Genomic DNA, 19910 nt, shown 5'->3' on the forward strand with positions numbered 1-19910 from the left:
ATAAATATTATTGAAAGAAGCTGATTTTATTGTTAGACATACTACTTTCCTCAACCTCTCAAGGTCTTCTGTGGTCTTTACTCGCCATTGGAGTCTTTCTAACTTACCGTATTTTAGACATTGCTGATTTAACGACCGAAGGAAGTTTTCCTTTAGGTGGCGCTGTAGCCGCGGTTATTTTAGCAAAAGATCCTACTACTTGGCCGGAGCCGATCCAGTCCTTATTTGATATTCATTATATGATAGCGCCAGTTTTCGCATTACTTTTTGCCTTTATCGCTGGTATGTTAGCTGGTCTTGTTTCAGGACTTCTCCATACAAAATTAAAAATTCCAGCTTTATTAGCAGGAATCATCACAATGACTGGACTTTACAGTATCAACTCACGCATTATGGGTGCTCCAAATATTTCGTTGATTGGAACAGATTCCATTTTCTCTCATGCTCAGTCATTGGGTCTCACTAAAGTCAACAGTGCAATAGTTGTTGGCTCGATCATTGTACTTTTGGTCATTGTTTTACTTGTTCTATTCTTTAAAACCGAAATCGGCTTGGCCACTAGAGCAACTGGTGACAACATCGACATGAGCGAAGCCAACGGAATCAAAACAGATAATATGAAAATCATCGGCTATATGCTTTCAAATGGCTGTATCGCTTTAGCAGGTGCTTTACTCGTACAAAATAATAACTTTGCTGATTTGAATTCTGGTATTGGAACAATCGTTATTGGACTTGCGTCAATCATCATTGCTGAAGTTCTCTTTAAAAACAAATCACTAGGTTTGCGTTTGATCACGATTGTGATTGGTGCTATTTTGTACCGTTTTATCCTTGCTTGTGTTTTAGAGCTACGCGTCGATCCAGCCGATTTGAAATTATTTTCAGCGATCATTCTGGTCATCTGTCTTTCTTCACCTCTGATTCAAAAAAAATTAGGCTTTTCTAAACTTGGAAAACGCAAAGGAGGCACAAATTAATGCAGCCTGTATTGACAATCAAAAACTTACACCAATATTTCGAACGTGGAACAGTTAATGAAAACCACGTATTAAAAGGGATTGACTTGACTATCAACCAAGGTGAGTTCATTACAATCATCGGCGGAAACGGCGCTGGTAAATCTACTCTACTAAACAGTATTGCTGGAACGCTACCGATTGAAGAAGGTCAGTTAGCTTTAAACGGCAAAGACATTACAAAACAACGTGTCGTTGCTCGCTCAAAACAAATCAGCCGTGTTTTCCAAGATCCTAAAATGGGGACCGCTGTTCGTTTAACTGTAGAAGAAAATATGGCACTTGCGATGAAACGTGGGAAAAAACGCGGTTTGGGAAATGGTGTTCGCAAAAATGACCGCAATTTCTTCAAAGAACAATTAGCCAGCTTGAATCTAGGGCTAGAAAATCGTTTAAGCGCAGAAATTGGTTTATTATCCGGTGGACAGCGTCAAGCGATTACTTTACTGATGGCTACCTTGATTCGCCCAGAATTGATTTTACTAGATGAACATACAGCAGCACTTGATCCTAAAACATCGATCACGGTCATGGAACTAACTGAGAAGTTGATCCAAGAGCAAAATTTAACGGCATTTATGGTGACACACGATATGGAAGATGCCATTCGTTACGGCAACCGCCTGATCATGCTTCATCAAGGTCAAGTCGTGGTAGATGTACCTGCCGAGCAGAAAAAAGATTTGACTGTTAATGAATTGATGGACATGTTCCATAAAAATAGTGGCACAGAATTAAAAGACGATCAATTATTGTTGGTTTAAACAAAAAAGGAGTTCGAGTGTCTTATACACTTAAACTCCTTTTTTCATTTTATTTAGATGGCTATTAACCACCCATTAAAAAGTCTAAAACATTCCAACCGTCTGATGTTTGCCCACGGTATAATTCCGAAAAGCCACATCTTGTACAGCTGACTGTAATAAATTTTTTGTTTTGTACATCAAATATTTTCGCAAAGTTTCCTCCTGTTGCTTGAAACTGATCGGAAACATAATGTTCATTTCCACACTTATCACAAATATATTGCTGCTTTTCCATTCTTATCCACTCCATCTCTACAATCTCTCTGTTCGCTGAACAATTAAACACTTTGTTCTTCATTCCTGTCATGTAAGTATAGCAAGCTTTCAAAGAGAAATCATACATCCTAAGGAGGATTTTCCCCTCCTCTTTCAGGCGTATTGCGGTTGACCCACCTTCCTCCTATCAGATACAATAAAACTACTATAAAGGAGCGATGTCTATGTCTACGAAAAGTCAGGTGTTAACTTTATTAATGAAACAAGCACCCGCATTTATTTCAGGTGAAGAAATGGCGCAACAACTTTCTTTATCTCGAACGGCGATTTGGAAAGCAATCAATGAATTAAAAAAAGAAGGACATCTTATTTCCAGCAGTCGAAATAAAGGCTACCGTTATGATAACTCTGATGTTCTATCTGCAGAAGGGATTCGTTTATCACTAGATTCAGAAACACCTAAACTTTCAATCGTAGTTTTAAACGCCTCAGAGTCTACGATGAAAGATGCTAAATTAGCCGCAATCAACGGAGAACCAGCTAATACATTGATCGTAGCAGATATCCAAGAAGCACCCAAAGGACGATTTGGCCGACCTTTCTTCTCAAAAGCGGGTAGCGGTATCTATATGAGCATGCTATTAAGACCCAACCAAAACTTCGAAGAAATGGCGCAATATACCGTGATCATGGCGGTAGCAATCGCTCGTGCAATGGATGATCTGACCCAAGTACAAACTGAAATAAAATGGGTCAATGATATTTATATTAATGGAAAAAAAGTCTGCGGTATTTTATCAGAAGCCATGAGCGATGTCGAATCCGGACAAATTTCAAATGTCATTATCGGTATGGGGATCAATTTTTCTTTAAAGCAAAATGAATTTCCAGAAGATCTAAGAGAAAAAGCAACCTCTTTATTTCCAGAAACAGAACCGACGATTACACGTAACCAACTGATTGGAGCGATCTGGAATCAATTTTATCGCATATTGACTCAACTACCTGAACAAGCTTTTCTAGAAGAATATCGCCAAAAATCCTTTGTCCTTGGTAAAACTGTTTCCTTTACACAAGCAGGAGTTGGCTATGAAGGAATTGCCACAGCAATCAACGATCATGGTGAATTAGTTGTAAAACTCCAAGATAAAACAGAAAAAGTGCTTTCTTCTGGAGAAATTAGCCTAAGTAGTATAAACCCAACACTTTAAGCTTTACACCAAACAAAACTATTAAGAATACCTTAAGAAACGCAAGCATTTTCTTACAACCATTTGCTATATATTTCAATTATGTTACATTTGTATTGCGAATAATACGAATATTACAAAAGGAGAATGATTATGAAAAAAATAGTTTTTTGTTTGGTTGCATTATCGCTTGCTCTTCCAATCACAAGTTTTGCAGAGGAAACATTATCTACCACCGAGGATTCAAAAGTTGAAAGCTCTTCAGCCTCAACACAAGACACAGAAAAAAATGATGAGAAAATCGTGGAGAGCAGTTCTTCTTCCACATTAGATTCAAGTTCCTCCGAAACATCCAACACTATTGGAAATCCGTACGGTGACCTTATCCACACAACACTAGTTGTCTTTCAAGGAGAAAAAGTGACGGCTGAAATGCTCTACCAAGATGGAGGTTTTCATGGTGCTACATTTAGAGATCTTAAACTTTTAGACGAAGCTCCAACAGATAAACTAGGAAAAAATCTAGTCAAAGTTAGCTTCATGCTTTATCCTTGGGAAGAGGATCAAGGAGAAAAAAAAGAAGTTATCCTAAATATGGCGTATACAGTAGTAAAAACTGCCCCAACTTACAATATACAGTTTATCTCTTACGATTCTGATAACAAACAAGTTAAAGGAAAAGTATCATCAGTAGATGGCGTAGCAGCAAGTAACGTTCATATATACGGAGACAATACTGCTAACTATGATTCAGCACCTGCAAACATAACAGGATTTTATCCATTTGTTGATTTAAATAATCCTGTTTCAACAGATGCTGAAGGTTACTTTACACTTTCTTACCAAGACAATTACAGTTTCTTTGCTTTTAACAGTGAAACTAACGACTATTCACCTGTCTACACATTGAACGATAAAACCTTCGCTGGTGCATCTGCAACTACAGACACATCTAACCCTGCGGAAAGTACACAGTCCTCTTCTGAGAAAAAAGAAGAAAAGAAAAAAGGTCTATTCCCAAATACAGGAGAAAAGAAAACTGTTTACTTTTCAATTGCCGGTATTGCCATTATTTTACTAGCTATACTATTTCTATTCATTAAGAGTAAAAAAAATAAAGAGTAGTTTTTGAAAAAGAGTTGCTATAATAAATCATAAAAAAGAAGAAAGCTAAGTCGTTCCTGCTTCCTTCTTTTTTTATTTATATTTTTTCTAAAACAATCGTCAGCAATAAACCTACTAAATAACTTCCGTTAAATGCCATCAAATTTTTTATCGAATAACCAAAGCTTTTAGGATGTGGTAATTCTTTTTTGAATAGCTGAAGATTTTTCCAAACAACAGGTAATGATAAAAATACAGTCAAAATTGGCCAACGATACACGCCAAAAGGCAATCCAATCAAAACAACAGCGTAACAAGCCAACATCAACAGTTGAAATAAAATCACGCCCTGCTTCCGACCAATATAATAAACCAATGTATACCGATGATTCTCAATATCCGTATCTAAATCCCTCAAATTATTGGCCAGCATAATATTCGCAATCGTAAAGACCATTGGTAACGACGCCCAAATAATTGCAATCACTGCCCACAGATTGCCAGTCAAAGCGAATGTTCCCAGGCTCCAATCAAGCAGCAGATAAAACGGTCGGCTCTCCTGAACATTCAAATAAATCGTCATCGCAAAAATACCCAGACCCATAGTAAATCCGCTAAATACCTCACCTAAAGGCATTCGAGAAAGCGGGATTGGACCAAATGTGTAAAAAATACCAATAAAACAGCACACGCCGCCCATCACCAAAAATAACCAACCCGTTTTAATTGTTAGAAAAATACCAATCACAGCAGAGAAAGCAATCATTCCAAAGATCATATTTCGCACAAGAACCGGGGCAATCCCCGAACTGCCAATAATATTCTCTTCATATTTATATACTTCAGACTTCGCTTTCTTAAAATCCATATAATTATTGATTGCTGTCGTCGCCATGTCAAACACGACCATTCCAACAAAAAACAACACTGTATACCCTAATTGAAACTGATTAAAATAAGCAATAGAAAATAGTACCCCAACTGCAAAGGGAAATAGACTTGCTAATTTCGTCTGGATTTCCACTACTTGCAAAAATACTTTCAACGACATATCCGTTCTCCTTATTTCAGGTCTTTACGATCACCCATTGTATAACCTGAATCTTTTCCTAACTCAAAATCTTTTTCAATATCCTTACTTACAAAGACTTTGTCTTCTTTTGTAACAAAAATCACATCGACATCTTTCAGCCCTTCAGCATACTCCAAGCCTTTTTTGACACCCATAGAAAATACCGCAGTTGATAATCCGTCACCATCGATCGATTCATTTGTGATTACTGTCACACCAGCAATGTCATTATCAAACGGATAACCCGTTTTAGGATCAAATAAATGATGATAATTTTTACCATCTACTTCTAAAAAGCGCTCATAAATACCAGAAGTTACTAACGTTTTATTGCTTTCTTGAACTGTTCCGATCACGGTATTACGTGCTTTGTTAGGATCTTGAATACCAACATTCCAATCCATATCCTTACCGCGAGGACTATGGCCCAAAACATAAACATTTCCGCCTAAATCCACTATCGCAGTTGTTACGCCATTGTCTTTTAAGACTTTCACAACTTCATCTGTAATAAATCCTTTTGCGATTGCACCTAAATCAAGCTGCATACCTTTTTCTTCAAGGTAGACTGTCTTATCTTCATCATTTAATTTCACTTTATGATAATCAACTAATTTTAATGCTTGGTCGATCTCTTCTTGTGAAGGTTTGCGCGCATCGTCGAAGCCAATATGCCATAATTGTGTGATTGGACCAATTGCCATATCAAAACCGCCTGAAGAATCTTCACTATATTCATACGCTCGTTTCAACAATGGATAAATATCATCCGAAACTTTAACTGGTTTGATACCTGCTTGTTCATTGATTTCATCTATTTCGGAGCCTTTTTCGTTTACAGTGATTTTATCACCTAATTCTTTTACTCGGTCAAATGCTTTTTCCAAAACATCTTCTTTTCCATCATCATAGATTCTTACTTGGACATATGTTCCTAACAATGATTGCTGATCTGAATAAGGTTCTTTATTAATTTTTGACTGCTCGTCTTTCGAGTTACATCCTGCTAAAACAACTAAAAATAATGCCATTGCTATAGTGATTAGTGTTTTTTTGTTCTTCATCATATCCCTCTTTCTAAATAGAAAATTGTCTTATTTATAGTAGCGCTTTTTTTCGTGAATGGGAAGGATTTTCTATCTGTTATTTATGTATTTTGATAAAAATAAAAGCAGAATTCAGAGAAATACCTGAATTCTGCCACATATATATTTTTTGGTTCACTTGTGTAAAAAATTATTTTTTCATTACGATGTTGTCTACAACGATTTCTTTAGTGTCGCCTTTTTCAGCAGCATTGATTAATTGTTCTGCGTACGTTACAAATGAATGAGAGCTGTGAGTTGCACCAGTTACTACTTCTACGTCTGCAGCTGATTTGCCTTCTTCACCCATTGTTTTTACTAATTCTTCGTTTAAAGTTTTGATGTATTCAGCTGGACCTACACCTGATTTGTCTTTCATGTTTTTGTTGTAGTCAGCGTCATCTTTTTTAGATTTACCTTCATCATTAACGTTATCGTAGTTAGATTCAGTTACTTTGCCATCTTTAACAACGATTGAAAATTGTGTGTGGTAGCCATTTGAATTATTTTTTTCTTTCAATGAATACGTACCGTCTTTAAGGTCAGCACCATTGTCGATTTCGATTGTTTTAGTATCTCCTGCTTGGGCAGCTTGAATCAATTGTTGTGCATAGTTTTGGAATGATTCACTAGAGTGAGTCGCACCAGTTACTACTTCTACACCATCAGCGCTTTGTGATTTAACGAAAGACTCGTTTAATTCTTTGATGTATTCAGCTGGACCTACACCTGATTTGTCTTTCATATTTTTTTCGTAGTCTTTATCATCCGCTTTTGATTTACCATCAGCATTGATATTGTCATAGTTAGATTCAGTGATTTTGCCATCTTTAACAGTCATTTCAAAAGTTGCACGGTAACCGTTAGATTCGTTCTTTTCTTCTAATTTATACGTACCATCTTGTAAATCTGCACCAGCTTCTTTTTCTGTTGCTTTAGAAGATTCAGCTGTTTTTGATGTTGCAGTGCTTGAGTCAGATGATTTTGCTGTATCTTTCTTTTGATCTGATCCACATGCTGCTAATAAAAGAGATGAAAGTGCGATAGCTGTAAAACCCTTAACAATTTTGCTCATTTTCATTTTTGTTCACCTTTTCCTTTTCTTAAACGTTCACAAATTAAGTTTGTGATATAATTTACATTCTATAGAAAATTTCAATTATGTCAATTAAAGTTATAAAATAAAGACAAAATTTTACCCATTTTTCACGTTTTTTTAATAATAAAAATTTATTTCATATATTTAAGAATTGTTATTAGACAAAACCTGATTATCGCTATATAATGAAGTCGATTGTGTAATTATTATCATTTTCTATTTTATTTTTTTAAGGAGCGGATTATCAATGACAAAGCAAAAAATTGTCGTTGTGGGAGCTGGTTATGCTGGAGTTTCAGCTACTAAATTTTTAGCAAAAAAATTGAAAAAAGATTCTGACGTTGAAATTACCTTAATTGATCGTCATTCTTACCACACCATGATGACTGAGTTGCACGAAGTAGCTGGAGGACGTGTTGAACCTTCTGCGATTCAATATGACTTGCAACGTTTATTTTCACGTAAAAAGAATGTCACTCTTGTAACAGACACTGTAACTGGTATCGATAAAGACAAAAAAGTCGTTCAAACAAAGTTAGGTTCTTATGAATTTGACCAATTGATCATCGGTATGGGCGGCGAGCCAAATGATTTTGGTACTCCTGGAGTTAAAGAACATGGATTTACTTTATGGTCTTTTGAAAACTCTCTGAAAATTCGTGAACATATCTTGGAAACAGTTGAAAAAGCAGCAATCGAGCCCGATCCAGAAGTTCGTAAAGCAATGTTGACATTTGTTGTCTGCGGTTCAGGATTTACTGGTATTGAAATGATCGGCGAATTGATCGACTGGAAAGATCGTCTAGCTAAAGACTTCAAACTTGATCCTAATGAATTTACATTAATGGTCGTTGAAGCAATGCCGACAATCTTAAACATGTTATCTCGTAATGACGCAGCCAAAGCTGAACGTTATTTAGAGAAGAAAAATGTGAAATTGTTGCTTAACGCACCAATCGTTGAAGTAGCTGCAGATCACATCAAATTAAAAGATGGTTCTACAGTTCCCACACACACATTGATCTGGACTGCCGGTGTTAAAGCAACTTCTGATGCTGCTGACTTTGGTTTAGAATCAGCTCGCGGTAATCGTTTGATTGCAAACGAATATATGCAAGCAAAAGGCTACGAAGACAAAAACATTTATATCGTTGGTGACTTAGTATACTACGAAGAGTTCCCTGAAACACCAACACCACAAATCGTTCAAGCTGCTGAACAAACGGGTCACACTGCTGCGGCAAATATCGTGGCTGACATCAAAGGTAGCGAAAAACACAAATTCAAAGGAAATTATCAAGGATTCATGGTTTCTGTCGGCGCTAAATGGGGCGTTGCGAACTTATTTGATAAAATTCACCTTAGCGGTTTCTTAGCAATCATTATGAAACACATCGTTAACTTGAAATATTTCTTTGATATCCGTTCTGGTTATTACATGTTCCAATATATTATGCACGAATTCTTCCATATTAAAGATGATCGTAATGTAACACGCGGACATTCTTCTCGTTATGGTAATGTTTTATGGAGTGTTCCATTACGTGTATTCTACGGAACAGTTTGGTTAGTAGAAGCAATGAAGAAAATTGTCGGAACTGGTGATTACCTTAAACCAAGCACTTGGTTTGGTGACGGTTCATGGTTTACGGATAAAGTTGCGTTCCCATTCCCATGGTTACAAGAACAAGTAACAACTGGGGCATCTGCTGCAGGTGGTGGAGCCGAAGCAACTGAAACAACAGCAAAAGCCGCCCAATTTGGTTTAAGCTATGCATACGGTGAAGAACCAATGCAAGTGTTCGATCATATGCCTAAATGGTTTGAAAGTGTGATGAAATTCATGATGCCAAACCAAGAAGTTGCGTTATTCATGCAAAAATTCATGACAATCGTTGAAGTGTTGATTGCTTTAGCATTGATCGCTGGATTATTTACTTGGTTAAGTAGTGCTGCTACAATTGGTTTAACAATCGCATTCTGTCTATCAGGCATGTTCTACTGGGTAAACATTTGGTTTATCTTCGTAGCCTTCGCTTTGATGAATGGTTCTGGACGCTCACTTGGTTTAGACCGCTGGGTTATCCCTTGGGTACAACGTACATTAGGTAAATGGTGGTATGGTACACCTAAATCTAGATACGGCAGTAAATAATTACTTTTTATAGTAAAAATCTAAGAGAGTTCTAGGTTTACTCCTAGAACTTTCTTTTCTCATTATGATAAAATATATTAAACTAAAAACTACAAAGGAGAGGAAAGAGTTGGATTTTAAAGAATTTATTCAAAAAAGTTATATACGTCCATGGGATATTGTTATTATTTTACTTTTAACGATCAGTTCTTTCTTGCCCCTTGTTGTTTTTGGCATACAAAATACCGCCCAAGACGATGCCGCAAAACAAGCCGTCTTGAAAGTTGATGGCGAAGTCATCAAAGTTTTCGAGCTAAAAGAAGGCGGCCCTACTTATACATACAAATATGAAGCAGCTGATGGTGATTACAACTTGATCGAGGTCAGCGGAGACAGAATCCGTATGGTTGAAACAAACTGCGGAGATCAAATTTGCGTACAACGAGGATGGATATCAAAAGCAGGAGAAACACCGATTGCTTGTTTACCACATAATTTATTCATCACAGTTGAAGCTTCTGACGGGAGTGAGGATGGCAGTTTGATTTACTAAACGTTGCCAGTATATTATGAGCAAATTACAAAAAAACATCTATATTTCCATGTTAGTTGCCCAAGGCGTGATTATTGGTTTGATTGAAAATATGATCCCTTATCCCTTTGCTTTCGCTCCAGGGGCAAAATTAGGATTGGCTAACTTAATTACAATCATTGCCATTTTTACCATGCGAAAAAGAGACAGTTTCTTTTTAGTCTGTATGCGTTTGATTTTAACGACTTTACTTGGAGGAACGATCTCTACCTTCTTTTACAGTGCCAGTGGTGCGTTACTTAGTTATTTAGGGATGCTCATTATCATGCAGTTAGGACCAAAACGTGTCAGTATTATCGGAATCAGTGCAGCAGGCGGATTTTTGCATAATGTTGGACAACTATTGACCACTTGTTTCTTTGCTCAATCGTGGGCTCCCATGCTTTATCTACCGTTCCTTTCATTTATCGGCTTATTATCTGGGATTGCAATAGGAATTGCAGCAAACTACTTGTTGCGCCATGTTCAAACCTTACGGCAATTCCAGTTAAACTATGAATCAACAACCAAGCATAAATGGAGTCAATATTTTCAATAACATCTTAGTCAGATCGAGTACAATCAAAGGAGTCATTTTATGAACATTCACCCAATGTGGAAAAAATATCCTGAACTAGCAAAAGATTTAAACAGCACACTAAAGCTAATGGAAAATAGTGTTAATTTAAAAAACAAAGAGGTCGAAAATGCGGTCATGTCTATGATTCATTCTGGTGGTAAATTGTTGCGACCAGCCTATCAACTTTTATTTTCACAATTTGGTGAAAAAAGAGAAGGAAAAAAAGCTGTTGCTTTGGCAGCGGCTATCGAGTTACTACACACTGCAACCCTGATCCACGATGATATCGTAGATGATGCAGATATCAGACGCAGCTTACCAACTATACGTTCTCAATTCGGCAATAGCACAGCCGTTTATGCTGGTGATTATTTATTTGTCAGTTGTTTTAAACTATTAGCTGATTACTCTTCTTCTTTAAAGAGTATCCAATTGAATTCCAGAAGTATGGAAAAAATATTGAGCGGCGAATTGGGCCAAATGGACAATCGCTATAATCTTGACATGACGATCGATCAATACCTTGAGAATATTTCTGGTAAAACAGCCGAGCTTTTTTCATTAAGCTGTTTTGTTGGCGCCTATGAAAGTGGAACATCAGACCGATTTGCTAAAAATTGTGGGAAGATCGGGGAAAATATCGGGATTGCTTTTCAAATTATTGATGACGTTTTAGACTATACACAAAGCCCTGAACAAATCGGCAAACCCGTTCTAGAAGATGTTCGTCAAGGAGTTTATTCACTACCGCTTTTATATGCTTTAGAAGAAGGTCGTGAAACCTTACTTCCTTACCTTGAAAAAGGTGAATCATTAACTGAAACTGAGACAAATAAAATCTATGAACTCGTTCATTCTTTTGGCGGTGTCGCTAAAGCGCAGAAACTTGCAGAAGAATATACACAACAAGCATTAAAGGGGATTAGCAAATTACCTGAAACATCCACTAATGCTAAAAATGAATTGTTAACAATCACACAAGCGATTCTTGCACGAACAAATTAAAAACCAGGATAAAACGTTAGCCGTTTTATCCTGGTTTTTTATCTCATCGTCACAAATTCTTCTGAACCTGTCGGGTGAATCGCTACTGTATTATCGAAATCCTTTTTCGTAGCTCCCATTTTTATGGCAACTGCAAAACCTTGCAGCATCTCATCTACACCAAGGCCAATACCATGTAGTCCAACGATTTTTTCCTCTTCGCCAACACACACCAATTTCATATCGCATTTTTGACGATATTCTCCTAGCGCAAAATACATTGGAGTAAACGTCGATTGATAAATTTTGATGTTCTCATCGCCATATTTTTCTTCTGCTTCTATTTCAGTCAAGCCAACTGTAGCAATTGGTGGATGAGTAAAAACAACAGTAGGAATCGTTTCATAGTCTAAATATTCATTTTCTTTCCCATTAAATAAGCGTTCTGAAAGTCTTCTCCCCGCTGCAATAGCAACAGGTGTTAAGTCAATTTTACCGATCACATCCCCAACGGCGTACACACCAGACTGCGTTGTATTTTGAAATTTATCGACTTTTACATAACCTTTATCTGTTAGCTCAATATGAGTATTTTCTAATCCCAAGGTATCCGTATTTGGTTGACGACCCGTTCCGAATACAATACTATCAGCTGTAATCTTAGTCCCATTTTCAAAAGTGATCATCAATTCTCCAGATTCAAACTTCTCGATAGAACGGGGAGTTGAATGAGGATAAATATGCATACCGTCTTCAATATAATGCTCAACTACTTTTTCAGAAAGCATTTCATCAAATTCTCGTAACGGGCGCTCTTTTCTAAAAGCCCAATGCGTTTCAGCACCTAATCCATGGATTGTTCCTGCAAGTTCAGCAGCTATATAGCCTGCACCAATAAATACTACTCGTTTTGGTAATTCTTCTAAAGCAAAGAAACCATTGGAATCTATCGCATATTCTTCACCAGGAATCCCTAATTTTTTGGGGCGTCCACCAGTAGCAATCAAAATATGAGGTGCAGTATAGATTTCACCACCTGCTTCAACTGTATGATCATCAACAAATGTTGCATATTCAGATAAAACTTCTACTTTGTTACTATCTAATCCGCGATGATAAGCTGCATGTAAATTATTGATATAGGCTTCACGATTTTGAACAAGTTTTTTAAAGCTAAATGCTTTTACATCTACATCAAATCCATATCCTTCAGTATCACGCTTCATCATTTCCATCATTGAACTAGCTTGCCACATCACTTTTTTTGGTACACAGCCAACATTGACACACGTTCCGCCAATATCTGCAGCTTCAATCAGTAAAACCTTAGCCCCATGCATACCTGCACGATTAGCAGAAGCAATCCCGCCACTGCCACCGCCGATCACGATGTAATCATATTGTTTTGACATAGTTATTTGTCCTCCTTATTTTAAAGACTGATAATAGGAATTTATGTCCGAAATGCTAACGAACTTCCACCTGTAATGAAAGGGATAGGCTACGACAGCCAATCCCTCATTTGTATTACTTATTTCTTCTTACGAATCATATCGCCAACTGCCACAGGTTTTTCAACCGGCATCGTTAGAATCATCATTGGATTTGGTGCTCGATCGATTAACTCGTTCTCTTCATTATACATAACTTCTACTGTTTGATGGAAGTGATTGAACCCAGGACCATAAAATTCAATTTCATCCCCTACACTAAAATGATTTCTTTGACGGATTGTTGCGATTTTTGTTTCAGAATCATATGCCATGACTTCACCAATAAACTTATATTGAGGGATTTTACGACGTTCTCCAAATAGTTGTTCCTCATCGGTTGGTACATGGTAATAAAAACCAGTTGAAAGCTCTCTTTGTGCTACTTTCCAAAGTTCATCGATCCATTCTTGTTTACATTCATAATTTTCAGGATCTTCCATATACGTATCAACTGCTTTTTTATAAACATTTGCTACTGTAGAAACATAGTGAATGGATTTCATTCTTCCTTCAATTTTAAAACTATCAACACCATTTTGGATCAATTCAGGAATATGCTGGATCATCGCCATATCAACCGCGCTCATTGAAAATTCTTCTTCAACTTCACCTTTGTCTGTTAAGCTTGTACGTTCAGCGCCAAAAGGCATATCATAAAGCTCATATTTCCAGCGGCAAGATTGTGAACAACCGCCACGGTTAGCATCCCTCATTGACATATGGTTAGACAACGTACATCTACCCGAATAAGAAATACACATTGCACCATGGATGAATGCTTCGATCTCAACATCCGTATTTTTGCGAATCTCTGCTACTTCTTCCATTGATACTTCACGTGCTAAAACAACACGCTCCAAGCCTTCGTTTTTCCAAAATTCCAGTGTTTCATAATTAGTAGCTGAAGCTTGTGTAGACAAATGGATCGGCAAGCCAGGTGCTTCTGCTGCACAAATTTCAATCAAGGCCGGATCAGAAACGATTACTGCGGAAATACCAACATCGCGAATTTCTCTGAAAAAGTCTCCTGCTCCTTCTTGATTTCCTTCATGGGTAACCATATTTGCTGCTACATATACTTTCGCTCCATGTTCTTTGGCAAATGCTACGCCTTCGATCATATCCTCTTTTGTGAAATTACCTGCACGGCTACGTAAACCATAAGCATTTCCGCCAATGTATACCGCGTCTGCTCCATAATGAATGGCTGTTTTTAGTTTTTCTAGCGTCCCTGCTGGTGCTAAGACCTCAGGACGCTTCAATGTTCGTTCGTTTGTCATGTGTGTTTTTCTCCTTATTTTATCTCGTCTGGATCTAAATCAAAGAATCCAATATCTAACCCACGGTTTTCTGGATGTAAAGCTTTGATTTGATCGACTGCTTCTTGAGCTTGTTCACTCGACCAAAGACCTGTTTCGATTTTTTCTTTTGCGTCTACGAATAGTTTTGCTACTTCTACAAAGTTTTCTCCTGGCGCATAGATCCCATCAAGTTTCCACTTTGTGTAATTATGTTCATGAAGCTTGTCCAATTCACCAATTAAATTCACATCATTATCTGCAAAAATATGCGTGCCATGGCTGTCTTCATAAATTGAATAGTGCGTCTCTTCTTTTTTAGGTTCTGATATAAACAAACCGCGCTCTTTACTCGCCGACTCATCATTTTTAGTGAAATTATAGTAGTTTTGCAGCAATGGTCGTTTTGATTGATGGATGCATGTAGCACCATACACAAGAACTTCCGCTGGAACCATCAAGTTTTCCTTCATCGCTTTCATTTCTTCAAAAGGAACTTCACGTGCCAATATTGCACCGATTGCTCCACGTTTCGCCCAGAAATTTATTTGGCGAGAGCTAGTCACTAAGGTTTCACCATCGTAAATGTATGGAATATTGATTTGATCACGTTGCATCACAAATACGACTCCAGGATCACCTACTGTTACTTGATCTACTTTGATTTCTTGTAAAAATGCCAAATATTCTGGCACTTTTTTCATTTTTTCAGGATGCATAATGCCATTTAGTGCAATCGTTACTTTTTTACCAACTTCGTGCGCTTTTTCTGTAATGGTCCGCTGTTCCTCACGAGAAAATGACGTTGGTAAGCGCAATCCAAACATCTCTTCTCCAATGTATAACGTGTCTACTCCTACTGCTAACAAAGCCTCTGCTTGTTCAATCGACTCAGCAGTCGCAATAAGTTCAATCATTTTGTATCCTCCTTTAAAAAGCTGAGTGGGTTTGTTCAGCCCTAAAAAAATGTCTTTTTACTTTTTCCATAGTCTTCTAACAACTGTTTTATAGTAGCACAGGTTCACAAACTTTCCAATAGCCTCTCTTTATTTTAACGTTCATTTTTCACAAAATAAATGCTATAGTTTTACTTTTATTAAAATAAAAAAGCTGTACAAAACGGATTCGTTTTGCACAGCGAATTAATGATTTTTTTATTAAATTGTTTGTAATACTTGTTCAGGTTTAGGCGATTTAACGTTCAATGTTATTTTACCTTTACTTGCACCAATGGTTACTTTATCACCCAGATGGATTTGACCGGAAAGTAATGCTTCACTTAAACGATCCTCCACCTCTTTTTGTAATGCTCGTCTAATCGGCCGTGCGCCATATTCTGGATCAAAACCAACTTTTCCAATCACTTCGATGGCTGCAGCTGTTATTTTCACATTGACGTCTTGCTCTCTCAAACGCTGAACGATAGATTTGCTCATGATTTTCACGATTTCATGGATTTCTTCTTGGTCCAATGAACGGAAGACAACGGTCTCATCCACACGATTCAAGAACTCTGGACGGAATGCTTTTTTCAGTTCTTCCATAATTCGTTTTTGCATCGCATCGTAATCTTTTGTCAGGTCTTTTACATTGAAACCAACATTTTTTTCTTCACGAATCGCTGTTGCTCCAATATTTGATGTCATGATCAAAATTGTATTTCTAAAGTCCACTTTACGTCCTTTTGAATCAGTTAAATGCCCATCATCTAATACTTGTAATAGAATATTGAAGACATCTGGATGCGCTTTTTCTACTTCATCCAATAAAATGACGGAGTATGGTTTTTGACGGATTTTTTCAGTTAACTGCCCGCCTTCTTCGTACCCCACATAACCTGGAGGAGAACCAATCAAACGACTAGTACTATATTTTTCCATAAATTCAGACATGTCCACTCGAACAAGAGCATCTTCACTTCCGAACATTGTTTCAGCTAGTGCTTTGGCAAGCTCTGTTTTACCTACACCTGTTGGGCCTAAGAACATGAATGAACCAATTGGTCGATCTGGATCTTTCAAACCACTACGAGCTCTACGAATCGCACGTGACACTGCTTGAACAGCTTCATCTTGACCAACTACTCGATGATGTAGAATACTTTCTAGTTCAAGTAAACGTTCACTTTCTTTTTTCTCTAACTGCTGTAACGGCACGCCTGTCCATTGTGAAACAACATTCGCAACATCTTGCTCTGTCACTTGATTCGCGTAACCAGAAGCTTCTTTTTGTTCTAGTAATAAAATGTTTTCCAATTTACGTGCTAGTTTTTTCTCTTTTTGGCGCAGTCTTGCTGCACTTTCAAATGACTGGGACTGAATCGCTTCTTCTTTTTCTTGAACTAAACGAGCGATTTCTACACGTAAATTATTGATTTCAGACGGTTCATCTGCTAAATCTAAACGGACTTTGGCAGATGACTCATCCATCAGATCGATGGCTTTGTCCGGTAGCTGGCGAGAATTGATATATCGTACAGATAATTGAACCGCCGCATGAAGCGCATCATCTGTTATCTCAACACCATGATGTTCTTCATAACGAGAGCGCAAACCTTTTAAAATTTCTTCTGCTTCTTCAGGGGTTGGTTCATCCACTTGCACACGAGCAAAACGGCGTTCCAATGCTGAATCTTTTTCGATATATTTTTGGTATTCATCTAGTGTTGTTGCACCGATCGTTTGTAATTCTCCTCTTGCAAGTGCTGGTTTTAAAATATTTGATGCATCGATCGCACCCTCAGCACCACCTGCACCGATCAAGGTATGCAATTCGTCAATAAACAAAATTACTTCTCCGTCTTGATAAATTTCATCAATTACTTTTTTTAGTCGATCTTCAAACTCACCACGATACTTGGTACCAGCAACTAAAGCGCCCATATCCAACATCATCAAGCGTTTTTCTAGCATATCATCAGGAACTTCACCGTTCACAATTTTTTGGGCCAAACCTTCAGCAATCGCTGTCTTACCCACACCAGGTTCACCAACTAAAACTGGGTTGTTCTTTGTACGACGACTTAGAATTTGGATCAATCTTCTAACCTCTTGTGAACGTCCGACAACAGGATCTAAATCATTTTCGCGCGCTAATTTCGTTAAATCACGTGCTAATGAATCCAACGTTGGCGTTCCTTTAGGTGCAGCTTTTTGAGCCTGATTATTGCGACGACGCCCGACATTACCACTCATTTGCGGGTCAGTAACACCTATTTTCTTCATTAGCAATTGACGCATCTTAGATAAACTCAAACCTAAATTCAATAAAATACGTGAAGCCAAAATATCTTCATCTCTTAATAAACCTAGTAAAATATGTTCCGTTCCGATATTCGGTGCGCCTAAACGTTTCGCTTCGTCGCCTGCGTAAGCAAAAATTTGTTTTGCACGAGGAGAATAAGGTAAATAAGCGCCCTTAGGGTAGCCTTTAACGGTTCCATATCCAGTTAAATGCTCGATTTCTTCACGAATATCATTTTTATCTGCATTCAACTGACGTAGTGATTTCCCAGCAATTCCATTTGGCTCTAAAACTAATGCTAACAATAAATGTTCTGAGCCCACAGATTGATGCCTAAAATATTTTGCTTCTTCTTGTGCAATAGCTAATACCGCCTTGGCACTTTCTGTAAATAATTCATCCATACTATCATTCCTCCTCGTAACTCAAACGTTCTAAAAATGAATGCATCAATTGAGCACGTAAATAATCTTCATTAGATCCTGCTTTGCCTAAAACTGATTTGCCAAGAACTGACAACATCAGATTTCCTTCTCTTTTGGTGATTACGTCTTCTTCATACAATTTTTGTACAAAAATCAGCGCATCTTTTTCTGAAAGCTCATTACCCGTAAACTGAGCAATTTGTTTTAGTAATTGATCACTATCAGAAATTTGGACTTTGGCAATCCTAATATAACCACCGCCGCCACGTTTACTCTCAACAGAATAGCCACGTTGAATCGTAAAACGTGTGTTGATAACATAATTAATCTGGGAGGGAACACAATTGAATAAATGAGCCATTTCGGCTCTACGAATCTCAATTTTACTGCTTTCTTCAAGAATTTTTTTTAAATATGCTTCTATTAAATCAGAAGTATTTTGATTACTCATCACACTCATCCTTTTCCCTTGACTAATACTGACCTTAATTATACATAACTTCAACTGTTTAATAAAGAAGAATGCCCAAATTGATAAGAAAAGATAAATATATTGAAATAGTTAGTTACTCAATCGAACAAAAAAGAACAGAGTAATTACTCTGTTCTTTAAATCGGGAAGACAGGATTCGAACCTGCGACCCCTTGGTCCCAAACCAAGTGCTCTACCAAGCTGAGCTACTTCCCGTAGCTATAATAATAAAAAAAGACCAAACGCTTAAAAGGAACTAAATTCTCTGAACCTTCTAATCCTCAGTCAAACACTTTAACTATGCACCCAAAGGGAGTCGAACCCCTAACCTCTTGATTCGTAGTCAAGCACTCTATCCAGTTGAGCTATGGGTGCTAAAAAAAAGGATCAAAGTCAGATGTATTCATCTACTTTGTACCTTTCAACATCTATTCTGTCAATTTCACAATTGCCATTCATAGTGTTTCAAAGCAATGCCGAGGACCGGAATCGAACCGGTACGGTGATCACTCACCGCAGGATTTTAAGTCCTGTGCGTCTGCCAGTTCCGCCACCCCGGCGTTTTGAAAAGGCTAAGCGGAAAACGGGGTTCGAACCCGCGACCCCCACCTTGGCAAGGTGGTGCTCTACCACTGAGCTATTTCCGCAGTCTGGATGCCGGCTAAAGGATTTGAACCCTCGACCCTCTGATTACAAATCAGATGCTCTACCAACTGAGCTAAGCCGGCGTTATAATCGCCTAGTAATAAAACGAGACTAAAAATGCGGGTGAAGGGACTTGAACCCCCACGCCGTAAGGCGCTAGATCCTAAATCTAGTGCGTCTGCCAATTCCGCCACACCCGCAAAAATATTCCTATGAGCCGTGCAGGGCTCGAACCTGCGACCCTCTGATTAAAAGTCAGATGCTCTACCAACTGAGCTAACGGCTCAAAAAATGGAGGTTGACGGGATCGAACCGCCGACCCCCTGCTTGTAAGGCAGGTGCTCTCCCAGCTGAGCTAAACCTCCAAGACAACACTTTAGCGTGGCGACGTCCTACTCTCACAAAGGGAAACCCTTCACTACAATCGGCGCTAAGAAGCTTAACTTCTGTGTTCGGCATGGGAACAGGTGTATC

The 19910-nt window shown here is 37.9% G+C and carries 17 protein-coding genes, 8 tRNA genes and 1 rRNA gene; 8 read left to right on the top strand and 18 right to left on the bottom strand.

Annotation, left to right across the window (positions count from 1 at the left end; translation table 11 throughout):
- Nucleotides 1–29: 29 nt before the first annotated feature.
- Nucleotides 30–980 (top strand): ABC transporter permease, encoded by a 951-nt coding sequence (locus BCR21_RS16105; protein ID WP_069647494.1) that lies wholly within the window; start codon nucleotides 30–32, stop codon nucleotides 978–980.
- On the top strand, nucleotides 980–1783 hold the full coding sequence (locus tag BCR21_RS16110) for an ABC transporter ATP-binding protein (RefSeq protein WP_069647495.1): 804 nt from the start codon (nucleotides 980–982) through the stop codon (nucleotides 1781–1783). Before BCR21_RS16105 ends, BCR21_RS16110 begins: the two co-directional genes overlap by 1 nt.
- 64 nt (nucleotides 1784–1847) lie before the next feature.
- On the opposite strand, the gene BCR21_RS16115 is transcribed toward BCR21_RS16110, so the two are convergent.
- The gene (locus BCR21_RS16115; RefSeq protein WP_069647511.1) at nucleotides 1848–2060 is read right to left on the bottom strand and encodes a zinc ribbon domain-containing protein; all 213 of its coding nucleotides are present in this window, start codon (nucleotides 2058–2060) and stop codon (nucleotides 1848–1850) included.
- A 205-nt stretch (nucleotides 2061–2265) separates the two neighbouring features.
- On the opposite strand from BCR21_RS16115, the gene BCR21_RS16120 reads away from it, so the two are divergent.
- Together BCR21_RS16120 and BCR21_RS16125 are read left to right on the top strand one after the other, a co-directional pair.
- Nucleotides 2266–3252, top strand: coding sequence for a biotin--[acetyl-CoA-carboxylase] ligase (locus tag BCR21_RS16120; RefSeq protein WP_069647496.1), 987 nt, complete (start codon nucleotides 2266–2268; stop codon nucleotides 3250–3252).
- Nucleotides 3253–3384: 132 nt separating this feature from the next.
- Entirely contained in the window at nucleotides 3385–4356 is a 972-nt protein-coding gene (locus tag BCR21_RS16125) for an LPXTG cell wall anchor domain-containing protein (RefSeq protein ID WP_069647497.1), read from the top strand.
- A gap of 76 nt (nucleotides 4357–4432) precedes the next feature.
- Here the strand turns inward: BCR21_RS16125 and menA are convergent, their stop codons facing one another.
- The 3 genes from menA to pplA form a co-directional block, all read right to left on the bottom strand.
- Complete coding sequence (menA, locus tag BCR21_RS16130; protein ID WP_069647498.1) at nucleotides 4433–5386, bottom strand: 1,4-dihydroxy-2-naphthoate polyprenyltransferase; 954 nt, start codon at nucleotides 5384–5386, stop codon at nucleotides 4433–4435.
- An 11-nt stretch (nucleotides 5387–5397) separates the two neighbouring features.
- On the bottom strand, nucleotides 5398–6438 hold the full coding sequence (locus tag BCR21_RS16135; RefSeq protein ID WP_240488110.1) for an FAD:protein FMN transferase: 1041 nt from the start codon (nucleotides 6436–6438) through the stop codon (nucleotides 5398–5400).
- Nucleotides 6439–6643: 205 nt separating this feature from the next.
- Complete coding sequence (pplA, locus tag BCR21_RS16140; RefSeq protein WP_069647500.1) at nucleotides 6644–7573, bottom strand: extracellular electron transfer flavoprotein PplA; 930 nt, start codon at nucleotides 7571–7573, stop codon at nucleotides 6644–6646.
- Nucleotides 7574–7838: 265 nt separating this feature from the next.
- Between pplA and BCR21_RS16145 the strand changes: the two genes are divergently transcribed.
- From BCR21_RS16145 to BCR21_RS16160, 4 genes are all read left to right on the top strand, one after another.
- Nucleotides 7839–9746 (top strand): NAD(P)/FAD-dependent oxidoreductase, encoded by a 1908-nt coding sequence (locus BCR21_RS16145; protein WP_069647501.1) that lies wholly within the window; start codon nucleotides 7839–7841, stop codon nucleotides 9744–9746.
- A 109-nt stretch (nucleotides 9747–9855) separates the two neighbouring features.
- Nucleotides 9856–10278: a NusG domain II-containing protein gene (locus tag BCR21_RS16150; protein ID WP_069647502.1), complete on the top strand. Its 423-nt coding sequence runs from the start codon at nucleotides 9856–9858 to the stop codon at nucleotides 10276–10278.
- A gap of 16 nt (nucleotides 10279–10294) precedes the next feature.
- The gene (locus BCR21_RS16155; RefSeq protein WP_034683622.1) at nucleotides 10295–10855 is read left to right on the top strand and encodes a Gx transporter family protein; all 561 of its coding nucleotides are present in this window, start codon (nucleotides 10295–10297) and stop codon (nucleotides 10853–10855) included.
- A 39-nt stretch (nucleotides 10856–10894) separates the two neighbouring features.
- On the top strand, nucleotides 10895–11881 hold the full coding sequence (locus tag BCR21_RS16160; RefSeq protein WP_069647503.1) for a polyprenyl synthetase family protein: 987 nt from the start codon (nucleotides 10895–10897) through the stop codon (nucleotides 11879–11881).
- Nucleotides 11882–11919: 38 nt separating this feature from the next.
- Here the strand turns inward: BCR21_RS16160 and gor are convergent, their stop codons facing one another.
- The 14 genes from gor to rrf all read right to left on the bottom strand — a co-directional run.
- The gene (gene gor / locus BCR21_RS16165) at nucleotides 11920–13272 is read right to left on the bottom strand and encodes a glutathione-disulfide reductase (protein WP_069647504.1); all 1353 of its coding nucleotides are present in this window, start codon (nucleotides 13270–13272) and stop codon (nucleotides 11920–11922) included.
- Between the two features lie 119 nt (nucleotides 13273–13391).
- Nucleotides 13392–14633 (bottom strand): peptidase U32 family protein, encoded by a 1242-nt coding sequence (locus BCR21_RS16170; protein WP_069647505.1) that lies wholly within the window; start codon nucleotides 14631–14633, stop codon nucleotides 13392–13394.
- Nucleotides 14634–14647: 14 nt separating this feature from the next.
- On the bottom strand, nucleotides 14648–15568 hold the full coding sequence (locus BCR21_RS16175) for a peptidase U32 family protein (protein ID WP_069647506.1): 921 nt from the start codon (nucleotides 15566–15568) through the stop codon (nucleotides 14648–14650).
- Nucleotides 15569–15808: 240 nt separating this feature from the next.
- Nucleotides 15809–18298 (bottom strand): ATP-dependent Clp protease ATP-binding subunit, encoded by a 2490-nt coding sequence (locus BCR21_RS16180; protein ID WP_069647507.1) that lies wholly within the window; start codon nucleotides 18296–18298, stop codon nucleotides 15809–15811.
- 4 nt (nucleotides 18299–18302) lie between these two features.
- Nucleotides 18303–18770 (bottom strand): CtsR family transcriptional regulator, encoded by a 468-nt coding sequence (locus tag BCR21_RS16185; protein WP_069647508.1) that lies wholly within the window; start codon nucleotides 18768–18770, stop codon nucleotides 18303–18305.
- Between the two features lie 163 nt (nucleotides 18771–18933).
- A tRNA-Pro gene (locus tag BCR21_RS16190) sits at nucleotides 18934–19007 on the bottom strand.
- Between the two features lie 85 nt (nucleotides 19008–19092).
- Nucleotides 19093–19166 (bottom strand) — tRNA-Arg (locus BCR21_RS16195).
- Between the two features lie 99 nt (nucleotides 19167–19265).
- Nucleotides 19266–19351, bottom strand: a tRNA-Leu gene (locus BCR21_RS16200).
- 15 nt (nucleotides 19352–19366) lie between these two features.
- Nucleotides 19367–19438, bottom strand: a tRNA-Gly gene (locus BCR21_RS16205).
- An 8-nt stretch (nucleotides 19439–19446) separates the two neighbouring features.
- Nucleotides 19447–19519 (bottom strand) — tRNA-Thr (locus tag BCR21_RS16210).
- A 35-nt stretch (nucleotides 19520–19554) separates the two neighbouring features.
- Nucleotides 19555–19636 (bottom strand) — tRNA-Leu (locus BCR21_RS16215).
- Between the two features lie 13 nt (nucleotides 19637–19649).
- Nucleotides 19650–19722, bottom strand: a tRNA-Lys gene (locus BCR21_RS16220).
- A gap of 6 nt (nucleotides 19723–19728) precedes the next feature.
- Nucleotides 19729–19801, bottom strand: a tRNA-Val gene (locus BCR21_RS16225).
- 14 nt (nucleotides 19802–19815) lie between these two features.
- A 5S ribosomal RNA gene (gene rrf, locus BCR21_RS16230) occupies nucleotides 19816–19910 on the bottom strand; the annotation flags it as partial.

Source organism: Enterococcus ureasiticus, assembly GCF_001730285.1.
GTDB lineage: Bacteria > Bacillota > Bacilli > Lactobacillales > Enterococcaceae > Enterococcus_L > Enterococcus_L ureasiticus.